This is a genomic window from Novosphingobium fuchskuhlense (genome assembly GCF_001519075.1).
Lineage (GTDB): Bacteria > Pseudomonadota > Alphaproteobacteria > Sphingomonadales > Sphingomonadaceae > Novosphingobium > Novosphingobium fuchskuhlense.
In genome coordinates this window covers 343,277-355,709 of record NZ_KQ954246.1, presented here as the reverse complement: position 1 = coordinate 355,709, position 12,433 = coordinate 343,277, and the positions used below count along the sequence as shown (strand labels likewise).

The window sequence follows — 12,433 nt, the reverse complement described above, 5'->3', positions numbered from 1 at the left end:
GGCTCAACCCTCCTTCTTGTCTGCCGCGCCGAGCGCGCGCTTCATGGCTTCGAGCTCCTCATCGACCTTGTCCTGGCCCGCGAGCGCGGCGATCTCGTCCGCGAGGCTGGCCGGCGGGCCATCGGCGAGGCCGAGCGCATCGGCGCGGCCTTCGGCATAATCGACGCGGCGTTCGAGCTGGTCGAAGCGGGCCAGCGCCTCGTCGACCCGTTCGCTGGTCATCAGCGTGCGCAGGCGGACGCGGTTTTCAGCGCTTTCGAGGCGGGCGGCAATCGCGGTCTGGCGGCTGCGGGCTTCGCGCAGGCGGGTCTGCAGCTTTTCGATATCCGCCTCGTAGGCGCGCATCGAATCGTCGAGCACCTTGATCTCGCCGGCGAGCTGCGCGCCCATATCGGCGGCCTTGTTCTTTTCGACGAGCGCGGCGCGAGCGAGGTCTTCGCGGCCCTTGGAGAGGGCGAGCTGGGCCTTGTCCGCCCAATCGGCCTGGAGCCGGTCGAGCTTCGCCACGTGGCGGGCCATCTCCTTCTGATCGGCGATGGTGCGGGCGGCAGAGGCGCGCACTTCGACGAGGGTTTCCTCCATCTCCATGATGATCATGCGGATCATCTTGGCCGGGTCATCCGCCTTGTCGAGCAGATCGTTGAAGTTGGCGGCGATGATATCGCGGGTGCGGGAGAAGATGCCCATCAGGTTGGCTCCGGTGGCAAAAGGCGTGAATGGCCGTGAGGTCTCGTTGTCGTGCTGGCGTAGCGCACCGAGCTCGATTTCGAAACGGGATTGCGGACGCCCGGCTGCGGAATGCAGGGGCGTATCGGCACCCATCAGGCGAGCTCACCCGTGATCGCGGCGCTGGACGCGACGATCTGGGGCGCGGCAGCCGAAACCGGGCGGGTGGCGACGGCGACGTTGAGCGCCATCATCGCAGCGATGCTGATCAGCGCCGCGCGGCCGAGCTGGGTCGAGAAGAAGCGGGCAGTGTACATCGGTAGTCTCCTGTTGGTCCCCTGTGCGGGGGTTGCCCCATGCTTTGCAGGAGGCGTGCCAAATCACGAAAGGGCCAGAATTCCGCCGTTTTTACGGATCGGCGAATACGCTTATGTGGGGATTATTGCCTAGGCTTGGGAAATTCTGCTAGACCTTGGTACGAGACACGAAGCGGGGCATCTCATGGATCGCGAAGTCCAGTTCATCGGCCAATCGAGCGCCTTCCTCGATGCGGTCGAGCGCGCCAGCCGTGCCGCGCCGATGCGCCGCCCGGTGCTGGTGATCGGCGAGCGCGGGACTGGCAAGGAACTGATCGCAGAACGCCTCCACCGCCTCTCCACCCGGTGGCAGGAACCGCTGGTGACGATGAACTGCGCGGCGCTCCCCGAGACGCTGATCGAGGCGGAACTGTTTGGCCACGAGGCGGGCGCGTTCACCGGGGCGACGCGGGCGCGCGCGGGGCGGTTTGAAGAAGCGAACGGCGGCACGCTGTTCCTCGACGAGCTGGGCACGCTTTCGATGGGCGCGCAGGAGCGGCTGCTGCGCGCGGTGGAATATGGCGAAGTGGCGCGGATCGGCGCGAACAAGCCGATCATGGTCGACGTGCGCATCGTGGCGGCGACCAACGAAAACCTGCCGCGCATGGCCGAGGAAGGACGCTTCCGCCCGGACCTCCTCGACCGGCTGAGCTTCGAGGTGATCACGCTCCCCCCGCTGAGGGTGCGCGAAGGCGATATCGCGGTGCTGGCGGACTATTACGGGCGGCGCATGGCAGCGGAGCTGGACTGGGCGAGCTGGCCGGGCTTTGCCGCGCATGTGGCGCGGGCGATGGAGGACTATGCCTGGCCGGGCAACGTGCGCGAGCTGCGCAACGTGGTGGAGCGCGCGGTCTATCGCTGGGACGATCCGGCCCGCGCGATCGGGCACATCCAGTTCGATCCGTTCGAGAGCCCATGGCGGCCTTCGGGGCTGACGCAGACGAAAGCGGCCCCCTCCGGCGCGGCTGTGGAGCCTCCGGCCCCGGCGGTTCAGCACGATCTGGACGGCGTGAGCGACTTGCGCGGTGCGGTCGAGGCGCACGAGCGGGCGATCCTCGAGCATCACCTCGGGCGCAACCGCTACAACCAGCGGCAGACCGCGAAGGCGCTGGGGCTGACCTATGACCAGCTGCGGCATTGCCTGAAGAAGCACGGGCTGCTGGAGCGGGGCGAAAGCGCCTAGGCCCAGGCACGGAGGGTTTTGCGCCCGCGCCCGAAACACTCTAACGCCGCCAGCGATGCCCCTCACCCGCCTGACCTTGCGCGATTTTCGCAACCATGCCGCGACGCGGCTGGAGGAGACGGGGCGCTTCAACGTGCTGATTGGCGAGAATGGCGCGGGCAAAACCAACGTGCTGGAGGCGATTTCGCTGCTTTCGCCCGGGCGCGGCCTGCGGCGCGCGCAGCCGGCGGAAATGGCGGGACGCGGCGGGGACGGCAGCTTTGCCGTGGCCGCGGAGCTGGAGCATGGCGACGTCTCGCTGGCGACGGCGACCTCGCCTGCCGCGCCCGGACGGCGCACGGTGCGGATTAACGGTGCGGACGGGCCGGCAGCGCGGCTGGGCGAATGGCTTTCGATCACCTGGCTGACCCCGGCGATGGACCGCCTGTTTGCCGAAGGCGCGGGCGCGCGGCGGCGGTTCCTGGATCGGCTGGTGCTGGCGGTGGAGCCGGGGCACGCGCGCACCGCCAGCCGCTATGAAACGGCGCTGCGCGAGCGCAACCGGCTGCTGGAAGGGCCGGGCGAACCCGATCCCCTGTGGCTCGACGGGATCGAGGCGGGGCTCGCCGAAGCCGGAGCGGACATGGCGCGGGCGCGCACCGGGCTGATCGCGGGGCTGGCAGGAGCGCTGGCCGATCTGCCCGAAGCCCCGTTCGCGCGGCCGGCGCTGGCCTATATGGCAGGCGGGCCGGCGGACCGCGACGCGTTGCAGGCCGCCTTGCGCGAAGGGCGGCGGCGCGACCGCGCGGCGGGGCGCACGCTGACGGGTCCGCACCGCGATGATCTGGGCGTCACGCTGGCGGCGAAGGCGGCTCCGGCGGCGGACTGTTCGACCGGCGAGCAGAAGGCCATGCTGATTTCCATCGTGCTCGCCCATGCCGCGCTGACAGCGGGCGCGCGACCGCAAGTGCTGCTGCTCGACGAGATCGCCGCGCACCTCGATCCGCTGCGGCGCGCGGCGCTTTATGAGCGGCTGGACGAGGCGGGCGCGCAAGTGTGGATGACGGGGACCGAACTCGCGCCATTCGAGCCGCTGGGCACCGATGCGGCGGTGTGGCGCGTGGCCGATGGGGCTGTGGTGCGGGGGTAGTGTCGGGGTAGAGCCCTAGCGCGCGGTGGCGGCTTTCAGGGCCTTGGCCACATCATCCTTCGTCGCGGCGACGATCCTGTTCACGCCCTCGGCAGTGGGGTGGATGTGATCGTCGAGCAGGAGCGCGTCGTTGCCGATCACCGCTTGCAGGAAGAAGGGCACGAGCGGGGCTTTGTGCCTGGCGGCGAGCGCGGGGTAGATCGGGTTGAAGGCGCTCACGTAGTCCTTCCCCATGTTGGGCGCGGCGAGCATGCCCGTCAGCATGGCGGGGATATGGCGCTTGTCGAGTTCGGTGAGGATCGCCTCGAGATTGGCGCGGGTTTCGGCGGGCGGCAGGCCGCGCAGCATGTCATTCCCGCCGAGGCCGACGAGGACGAGCGCGGGTTTCACCTTCTGATTGTCGAGCGTGAAGGCCAGCCGCTCGCGCGCGGCGGCGGTGGTATCGCCCGAGACACCGGCGTTCACCACGCGGGCCTTCACGCCCGAGGCATTGAGCGCGGCTTCGAGGCGCGGCGGATAGCCCTCGCCCGGGGCGAGGCGGTAGCCGGCGTAGAGGCTGTCTCCGAAGGCGAGGATGACGGGGGCATCTGCGGGGATCGCGGGCGCGGCGGCGGCGGCCTCGGTCTGGAGCACTTCGGGCGCGGGGGCCGGTTTCGCGCAGGCAGCGAGGGCGGCGAGAAGAAGCAGGGCGAAGCGGCGCATCGGGAGTCCTCAAGGGCTAGGTTGCGAGGTGCAACCTGTTCGTGGCAATAGCGGCAAGTGACTAGTTCCGCCACCGGCTCGCCCTCCCCTGCCCCTCTGATCGACGCGCGCGACCTCATGCTGAGCCTGGGACAGGGCGAGGCGCGGGTGAATGTGCTGCGCGGGGTGAGCCTTGCGGTGATGCCGGGCGAGACCGTGGCGCTGCTGGGGCCATCGGGTTCGGGCAAGAGCTCGCTGCTGGCGGTCCTAGCGGGGCTGGAGCGTGCCGGGAGCGGCAGCCTGACCGTGGCGGGGCAGGACTTCATGGGACTTTCCGAGGATGCGCTGGCAGCCGCGCGGCGCGGGCGGATCGGGGTGGTGCTGCAGGCGTTCCACTTGCTGCCGACGATGACCGCGCTGGAAAACGTGGCGACGCCGCTGGAGCTGGCGGGGGTGCGGGATGCCGCCCCGGCGGCACGGGCGGCGCTGGAGGCCGTTGGTCTTGCGCACCGCATGGGGCACTATCCGGCGCAGCTTTCAGGCGGCGAGCAGCAGCGCGTGGCGATTGCCCGCGCGCTGGCCCCGCGCCCGGCGCTGGTGTTCGCCGATGAGCCGACCGGAAACCTCGACCATGCCAATGGTGAGGCGGTGGCGGAGCTGTTGTTTGCCCAGGTGGCCGAGGCGGGCGCTACCTTGCTGATGGTGACGCACGATGAGGCCTTGGCCGCCCGCTGCGGCCGGATCGTGCGACTCGAGGATGGGCGGATCATCGCGGACGGCGCGGCGTGAGCCGCTGGGCCCTGGCGTGGCGGCTCGCAAGGCGCGGGCTGGACTGGCGGTTTCGCGGCCTCAGGCTGCTGATCGTGTGTCTGGTGCTGGGGACGGCAGCGCTTGCGGCGATCGGGACGCTGACGGGCGGGATCGGGCGCGAACTGGCCGCCCGCGGGCAGTCCATGTTGGGGGGCGATCTGGAGCTGACCTTGGCCGGGCGCGAAGCGGCGGCGGACGAGCTGGCGGCGATGCGCAGGCTGGGGGCGGTTTCACAAGGCGTGCGCCTGCAAGCCATGGCGCGCCGCGCCGAGAGCGCGGACGATGCGGTGCCGGTCGAGCTGAAGGCGGTCGATGCGCGGTGGCCGCTCTATGGCGCGTTCACCCTCGAGGGCGGACGCAAGGCCGGTGCGCCGCGGGGGATGACCGCGTGGATCGATGCGGGCGTGGGCGACCGGCTGGGCGTGAAAGCAGGTGACCGGCTGAAGATCGGCAATGCCGAACTGGTGATCGGCGGCGTGATCGCGGGCGAGCCGGACCGGCTTTCCGAAGGTTTTGCGCTGGGGCCGACAGTGATCGTGAGCGAGGAGGCGCTTGCCCGGTCGGGGCTGGTGCAGGTCGGCTCGATGGCGCGGTGGAAGTACCGGCTGCGCGTGCCGGCCAAGGCCGATCCGGCGGCGCTGGCGGACGCGTTCAAGGCGCGGTTTGCGCACAGCGGGTTTCAGGTGAAGACGCGCGACAAGGCCTCGCCGGGGCTCGACCGGTTTGTCGAGCGGATGGGGCAGTTTCTGGTGCTGGTGGCGCTCGCCGCGCTGGGGATCGCGGGCATCGGGATTGCGGGGGGCGTATCCTCGTATCTCGAAATGCGGCGGGCCAGCATTGCGACGCTGAAGATCCTCGGCGCGGATGCGGGCGATGTGGTGCGGATCTACCTGCTGCAGATCGCGGCGGCGGCGCTGGCGGCGATCACGCTGGGGCTGGCGCTGGGCGTGGGCATCACGCCGCTGCTGGCGCGGGCGCTGGAAGGGCTGCTGCCGATCCCGCCGGGCTTTACCGTGGACGCGGGCGCGCTGGCGGTGGCGGGAACGTATGGCCTGCTGATCGCGCTGACCTTTGCCGCGCCGCCTTTGCTGGAAGCGCGGCGGGTGCCGGCGATGGCCTTGCTGCGGGCGCGGGTGACGCCGCCGGGGCGCGGCTGGCGGGTCCCGCTGTGGGCGGCGCCGGTGGGCCTTGGGCTGAGCGGGATTGTGGGGCTGGCGGTATTCACATCGCCGCAGCCGTGGTTGGCGGCAGGGTTCCTTGGCGGGGCGGCGGCCGTGTTCGCGCTACTGGCGCTGATCGGGCGAGGCCTTTCGTGGCTGGCGGCGCGATTGCCCCGGCCGAAACGGCCGCTGCTGCGGATGGCGCTGGGCAATCTGCATAGGCCCGGCGCGCAGACATCGGCGCTGGTGGTGGCGCTGGGTTTTGCGCTGGCGGCCTTCGTGCTGCTGGCCGCGGTGCAGACCTCCATCGATGCGAACATCGCCAAGCGCGTGCCCGAGCGGGCGCCGGATTACTTCGTGCTCGATGTGCCGAAGGGCGCGGGGACCGAGACGTTCAAGGCGCTGGTCGCGCGCACCGCGCCCCATGCCGCCGTGCGCATGGTGCCCTCGCTGCGCGGGACGGTGATCGCTTATGGCCCCGAAGGCGCGATGACCGATGTGGCGACGCTGAAGGCGATCCCGGAGGATTCCTGGCTGCTGCGCGGCGACCGGGGGCTGACCTATGCGGACCAAGTGCCGCAGGGCAATGTGCTGACCGCCGGACGCTGGTGGCCACAGGATTACAGCGGCGAGCCGCTGGTGTCGGTCGATGAGGATCAGGCCAAGGCAATCGGGCTGAAAGTGGGCGACAAGCTGCGGATCAGTCTGCTGGGAACAGAGCGCGAAGCACGGGTGGCTTCGCTGAGACGGATCGACTGGTCCTCGTTCGGCTTCAACTACGGCCTCGTCTTCAGCCCCAATGCGCTGGCGGACGCGCCGCACACCTATGCCGCGACGATCACGCTGGCGACGGCGGAGAAACGGCCTGCGGTGCGCCGCGGGATTCTGGCGGGACTGGTCAAAGCGCTGCCGGAAAGCTCGGTGATCGAGGTGGGGCCGGTGCTGGGGCAGGCGCGCACCCTGCTGGGGCAGGTGGGCACCGCGATCTTTGCGGCGGCGAGCGTTGCGGTGCTGGCGGGGCTTGCCGTGCTGGCAGGCGCCATCGCGGCGGCGCGGGCGGCGCGGCAATATGACAGCGTGATCCTGCGCGTGCTGGGGGCGAGCCGGGGGCAATTGCTGGCGCTGCTGGCAGCGGAATATGCGCTGCTCTGCGCGGTTCTGGCGGTGGTCGCGCTGGTCCTGGGCGGGGGGACGGCGTGGCTGGTGATCGTGGAGCTGTTCGAATTCGACTGGGAGCCGGACTGGGGCCGGGTCTTTGCGGTGCTGGGCGCGGGCGTCGGGCTGGTGCTAGTGCTGGCGGTGGCGGGGTCGCTTTCGGTGCTGCGGACGCGGCCGGCGGAGGCGCTGCGGGCGCTTTAGGCTATGCCAAGCATCGTCCTTGCGAGCGCGGATCGTTAGCCGAGCGCGTCGACTGTGGCGGGGTCGCGGGCTTTGGGGCCATAGCGATTGCGGCTTGCGGGAGGCAGCCCGATCATAAAACCCATCGCGTTGTAAATGGCACTCGCGCCATCAAACGCCAGAAACACGACGAAGAGGAACAGGAACGAGCCTGGCAGCTCCGCATCATGGCACCGTCGCACCGCCGTGGCGATGACCGGATAGTGCATGGCAAGGGTCAACAGGACGGCCAGCGCCCCCTTGCCGCCGAACAGGATCACGTAACGGCCTGGAAAGTGCGGCACCGGCACATGCCCCGGATCGAGCGCGAACCAGAGCACCAGATCGACGGCCCACGTGACCAGCAGCACGGCGACGAATTCCTTGCGCCCCGCACAGCCGTAAAGCGACAGCAGCCGACGCAGATGGGATGTGACCTGTTGCATCGGGAAACCGGCCCCTTGTGGTGCCCACGGCACAGAGAGAGCCATGAAACTGCGCGCGAGGCAAGTCTTGCCCGCAGCGCGCCCTTGCCGCAGCGCACAATTACAGGTAAGCGCGCGCCGAAGCCCCGGCCCAACCGCCGGGCACGGCGCGCTGCCTGCGGTCCGCGCCGCACCCGAGATACCAATCGAAAGCGTCTCCATGTCCAATTCCCAGCGCAATATCGCGATCATCGCGCACGTCGACCACGGCAAGACCACGCTGGTGGACCAGCTGTTCCGCCAGTCCGGCACGTTCCGTGACAACCAGCGCGTGGAAGAGCGCGCGATGGATTCGAACGACCTCGAAAAGGAGCGCGGGATCACCATTCTCGCCAAGTGCACCTCGGTCGAATGGAACGGCACGCATATCAACATCGTCGACACCCCAGGCCACGCCGACTTCGGCGGCGAGGTGGAGCGCATCCTCTCGATGGTCGACGGCGTGATCCTGCTGGTGGACAGCTCGGAAGGCGCGATGCCGCAGACCAAGTTCGTGACCGGCAAGGCGCTGGCGCTGGGCCTCAAGCCCATCGTCGTCGTCAACAAGATCGACCGCCCGGACGGCCGCGCGCAGGAAGTGCTCGACGAAGTGTTCGACCTCTTCGTCAGCCTCGATGCCAATGACGAGCAGCTCGAATTCCCGGTGCTCTACGCCTCGGGCCGCAACGGCTACGCCAGCGAGGACCAGGAAGCGCGCGAGGGCACGCTGACCCCGCTGTTCCAGAAGATCGTCGACCACGTGCCGCCGCCGGCCGCCGATGTCGACGGACCGTTCAAGTTCCTCGTGACGCTGCTGGACCGCGACAACTTCCTCGGCCGCATCCTGACCGGCAAGGTCCAGTCGGGTACGGTCAAGGTGAACTCGCCGATCCACGCACTCGACCGCGACGGCAAGATCGTCGAGACGGGCCGCGCCTCAAAGCTGATGGCGTTCCGCGGCCTCGAGCGCGTGCCGGTGGACGAAGCCAAGGCGGGCGACATCATCTCGATCGCCGGGCTCACCGCCGCGACGGTGGCCAACACCATCGCCGATCCCAGCGTGACCGAGCCGCTCTATGCGCAGCCGATCGACCCGCCGACGCTCTCGATGCGCTTTGCGGTGAACGATTCGCCGATGGCGGGCCGCGAGGGCACCAAGGTGACCAGCCGCATGATCCGCGACCGACTGGAGCGCGAGGCCGAATCGAACGTGGCGATCCGCGTGACCGAGAGCGCCGACAAGGACAGCTTCGAAGTGGCCGGCCGCGGCGAATTGCAGCTGGGCGTGCTCATCGAGACGATGCGCCGCGAAGGCTTCGAGCTGGGCATCAGCCGCCCGCGCGTGCTGTTTGGCGAGGACGAGACCGGCGGCCGCACCGAGCCGTATGAAACGGTGGTGATCGACGTGGACGACGAGTTCGCCGGCACCGTCGTCGAGAAGATGGCGACCCGCAAGGGCGAGATGACCGACATGCGCCCCTCGGGCGGCGGCAAGACGCGCATCACCTTCTCGGCCCCTTCGCGCGGCCTCATCGGCTATCACGGCGAGTTCCTTTCGGACACGCGCGGCACGGGCATCATGAACCGCCTGTTCGAGAAGTACGGCCCCTACAAGGGCCGCATCGAAGGCCGGAAGAACGGCGTGCTGATCTCGAACGGCACGGGCGAGGCCGTTGCCTACGCGCTGGGGCCCTTGGAAGAGCGCGGCATCCTGTTCGTGGGCGTGGGCACGCCGCTCTATGAAGGCATGATCATCGGCGAGAACGCGAAGCCGGAAGACCTCGAGGTCAACCCGATGAAGTCGAAGCAGCTGACGAACTTCCGTTCGACCGGCAAGGACGACGCGATCCGCCTGACCCCGCCGAAGATCATGACGCTGGAACAGGCCATCGCCTATATCGACGAAGACGAAATGGTCGAAGTGACGCCGAAGTCGATCCGCTTGCGCAAGGCGCTGCTGGATCCGCACGAGCGCAAGAAGGCCGGCCGGAAGAAGGAAGCCGCGTAAGCGCTGCCTTTTGGCAACGAGACAGAGAGGGCGGTCCGGCGAGGGCCGCCCTTTTTGTTTGGACGCAGGACGCGGGGCCTCGGGTCAAGCCAGGGGTGCCGATGAGCAGATCAATCGTTCAGCAAAAAAGCCTTAAACCTGAACAAACGCTGCAAGCCTCATCCCGTATGCGTTCAGCCAGCGGGGCCTAGATCGGACTTCGACGGCAGCGAATCGTGATCGGGGGGTTCCGATCCATCTCGCTCCGCTGGAGACGAGAGATGTTCACCTTTGCGAAGAAGGCCACGCTTGCCCTTGCCCTTGGCGCCACGGCGCTCGCCAGTGCCACACCAGCCATGGCCGATCCCTATTACGGCGGCGGGTATGGCAGCTATCGCCATCACGGGCGCGGCGGCGACGGCACCGGAGCGGCGATTGCGGGCGGGATCATCGGGCTGGCGCTGGGGGCCATCATTGCCTCGGCGGCGAACAGCAATCACAACCGGGATCGCTACGACAGCCGCTATCGGGGCCAGTATCAGCAGCCCTATCGGGGTCAGCCGACCTGGCAGGGCGCGCAGAACGGCGATCCCTATGACCAGCGCTATCAAGGCGGCCAGCCAGGCTACAGCCGCGATGGCTATCCCGAGACGCAGGACGGCTATTACGACCGGCGCGGCTATCGCGATCCGGACGGATACCAGGGCGATTACCGGGGCAACTGACCGCAGCTTTGGGGCGGCGCGCCGCATCGGGCGCGCCGCTTCAGGATCGGTTCAAAGCGCGCGGCGCTTTCTGCAAAGATCGCGCCGACACGCATCACACAGGCACAGGAGACGGGCCATGAAGCTCTGGAAGACAGCAACGACCGCCATCGCGCTGGCTGCAGGCAGCCTCGCTCTCGCGGCTCCGGCCGAAGCGCACGGCGACCGCGCCGGGATCGCGATCGGCGCGGGCATCGTGGGCCTCGCCATCGGGGCCGCAATCGCATCGGACCACAACGACAGCGATGTCTACGTCCGCTACGACAACCGGCCCCGCTATTACGGCGGGTATTATCAGGCCTATCCGGCCTACCCGGTCTACCGCCCTTACCCGGCGTATCGCAGCTATCCCGCCTGGCGCGGCTATGATCCGCGCTATGACGAGGGCCGCCGGTGGCGCGAACACGAACGCTGGGAAGATCACGAACGCTGGGAGCATCGAGGCGGCTGGCGCGGCTGGTAACATCCAACTGCCTCCGGGGTCCGGTCGCACCCCGGCCGCTTCGACAACCCTGCCCGCACCGGTCCTGTGCGCGCCCCTTGGCCCGCGCATGACCGGTGCGCCTTTCTTATGGGGGCAAAAGCCACTATGGCCCCGCGGATGACTGCCACCCCGGAAACCGCCATCGGCGAAACCGCACCCGTCGATGCGCCGCTCAAGGGCCTGCGCGTGGCGCTGCTCAGCGGCAACTACAACTATGTGCGTGACGGGGCGAACCAGGCGCTGAACCGGCTGGTGGGCTATCTCCAGCGGCAGGGCGCGCAAGTTCACGTCTATGCGCCCAAGGTGCGCAAGCCCGCGTTCCCCTCGATGGGCAAGCTGGTGGGGCTGCCCTCGTTTGCGGTGCCGGGGCGCGCGGAGTATCGCATTCCCTTCGCGCTGGGCCGCAAGGCGCGTGCCGACCTCAAGGCGTTCCAGCCCAATGTGGTCCACGTCTCCTCGCCCGATCCGGCCGCGCACCGCGCGGTGAGCTGGGCGCGCAGCCGCGGCCTGCCGGTGCTGGCGAGCGTGCACACCCGCTTCGATACGTATCCGCGCTATTACAACATGGCCTGGATCGAGCCCTTGCTGACCGCGCTGCTGCGCCGGTTCTACCGCCGCTGCGATGCGCTGGTCGCGCCTTCGGAATCGATGGCGCAAGTGCTGCGCGAGGAGCGGATGAACTATGACATCTCGCTGTGGTCGCGCGGGGTGGACCGGACGATCTTCAACCCCGGCCGGCGCGATCCGGAATGGCGGCGCGGCCTTGGCATTGCCGACGACGAGGTGGTGATCGGCTTCCTCGGCAGGCTGGTGATGGAAAAGGGGCTCGACGTGTTTTCCGACACGATCGACGAACTGGTCCGCAAGAGCGCGGCTACCGGGATGCGCCACCGGGTGATGGTGGTGGGTGAAGGCCCCGCGCGCGCCTGGTTCGAGGCGCGGCTGCCGGGCGCGGTGTTCACCGGTTTTCAGGGCGGTAAGGATCTGGGCCGCGCGGTCGCGGCGATGGATGTGTTGTTCAACCCCTCGATCACCGAGACCTTCGGCAACGTGACGCTGGAGGCGATGGCCTGCGGCGTGCCGGTGGTGGCAGCGGCGGCGACGGGAAGCCAGAGCCTGGTTTCGGACGGGGTTTCGGGCCGCCTGATCGCGCCGGGCGCGCTGAACCAGTTTGCCGAGGCACTGCGCGCCTATGTCGAGGACGGCGACCTGCGCGCGCGCCACGGCGCGGCGGGCGAGAAGCGGTCACTCGATTTCAGCTGGGACGCGATCAATCAGGCCGTGGCGGACACTTACCTGCGGCTGATCCGGCAGAAGGACGCGCTCAAGCGGCGCTAGAGCGTTTTCGAACCAGATGGAATCATCTGGTGAC

At 68.9% G+C, this 12,433-nt stretch carries 12 protein-coding genes; 8 read left to right on the top strand and 4 right to left on the bottom strand.

Features of this window, described 5'->3' with window-relative positions; translation table 11 throughout:
* Positions 1-3: 3 nt before the first annotated feature.
* Together pspA and AQZ52_RS18780 are read right to left on the bottom strand one after the other, a co-directional pair.
* The gene (pspA, locus tag AQZ52_RS15625) at positions 4-822 is read right to left on the bottom strand and encodes a phage shock protein PspA (RefSeq protein ID WP_082698127.1); all 819 of its coding nucleotides are present in this window, start codon (positions 820-822) and stop codon (positions 4-6) included.
* Entirely contained in the window at positions 822-983 is a 162-nt protein-coding gene (locus tag AQZ52_RS18780) for a hypothetical protein (protein WP_169793758.1), read from the bottom strand. Before AQZ52_RS18780 ends, pspA begins: the two co-directional genes overlap by 1 nt.
* Positions 984-1,167: 184 nt before the next feature.
* On the opposite strand from AQZ52_RS18780, the gene pspF reads away from it, so the two are divergent.
* Entirely contained in the window at positions 1,168-2,205 is a 1,038-nt protein-coding gene (gene pspF, locus AQZ52_RS15620; protein WP_067913069.1) for a phage shock protein operon transcriptional activator, read from the top strand.
* Positions 2,206-2,260: 55 nt separating this feature from the next.
* Positions 2,261-3,334, top strand: coding sequence for a DNA replication/repair protein RecF (recF, locus tag AQZ52_RS15615; protein WP_067913067.1), 1,074 nt, complete (start codon positions 2,261-2,263; stop codon positions 3,332-3,334).
* A gap of 15 nt (positions 3,335-3,349) precedes the next feature.
* Here the strand turns inward: recF and AQZ52_RS15610 are convergent, their stop codons facing one another.
* Positions 3,350-4,036 (bottom strand): arylesterase, encoded by a 687-nt coding sequence (locus AQZ52_RS15610; RefSeq protein WP_067913064.1) that lies wholly within the window; start codon positions 4,034-4,036, stop codon positions 3,350-3,352.
* Between the two features lie 117 nt (positions 4,037-4,153).
* On the opposite strand from AQZ52_RS15610, the gene AQZ52_RS15605 reads away from it, so the two are divergent.
* Both AQZ52_RS15605 and AQZ52_RS15600 read left to right on the top strand, forming a co-directional pair.
* Positions 4,154-4,804: an ABC transporter ATP-binding protein gene (locus AQZ52_RS15605; RefSeq protein WP_067914050.1), complete on the top strand. Its 651-nt coding sequence runs from the start codon at positions 4,154-4,156 to the stop codon at positions 4,802-4,804.
* Positions 4,801-7,344 carry an ABC transporter permease gene (locus tag AQZ52_RS15600; protein ID WP_240481695.1) on the top strand — a complete coding sequence of 848 codons (2,544 nt, stop codon included), beginning with the start codon at positions 4,801-4,803 and terminating at the stop codon, positions 7,342-7,344. The genes AQZ52_RS15605 and AQZ52_RS15600 overlap by 4 nt, the downstream gene beginning before the upstream one ends.
* A gap of 35 nt (positions 7,345-7,379) precedes the next feature.
* Here the strand turns inward: AQZ52_RS15600 and AQZ52_RS18775 are convergent, their stop codons facing one another.
* Positions 7,380-7,808, bottom strand: coding sequence for a DUF805 domain-containing protein (locus AQZ52_RS18775; protein ID WP_067913061.1), 429 nt, complete (start codon positions 7,806-7,808; stop codon positions 7,380-7,382).
* A gap of 199 nt (positions 7,809-8,007) precedes the next feature.
* On the opposite strand from AQZ52_RS18775, the gene typA reads away from it, so the two are divergent.
* The 4 genes from typA to AQZ52_RS15575 all read left to right on the top strand — a co-directional run bounded on the left by typA (position 8,008) and on the right by AQZ52_RS15575 (position 12,399).
* Entirely contained in the window at positions 8,008-9,834 is a 1,827-nt protein-coding gene (typA, locus tag AQZ52_RS15590) for a translational GTPase TypA (RefSeq protein ID WP_067913059.1), read from the top strand.
* A 260-nt stretch (positions 9,835-10,094) separates the two neighbouring features.
* Positions 10,095-10,538, top strand: coding sequence for a hypothetical protein (locus AQZ52_RS15585; RefSeq protein WP_067913056.1), 444 nt, complete (start codon positions 10,095-10,097; stop codon positions 10,536-10,538).
* A 118-nt stretch (positions 10,539-10,656) separates the two neighbouring features.
* The gene (locus AQZ52_RS15580) at positions 10,657-11,040 is read left to right on the top strand and encodes a hypothetical protein (RefSeq protein ID WP_067913053.1); all 384 of its coding nucleotides are present in this window, start codon (positions 10,657-10,659) and stop codon (positions 11,038-11,040) included.
* Positions 11,041-11,178: 138 nt separating this feature from the next.
* Positions 11,179-12,399: a glycosyltransferase family 4 protein gene (locus tag AQZ52_RS15575; protein ID WP_067914044.1), complete on the top strand. Its 1,221-nt coding sequence runs from the start codon at positions 11,179-11,181 to the stop codon at positions 12,397-12,399.
* Positions 12,400-12,433: the final 34 nt, after the last annotated feature.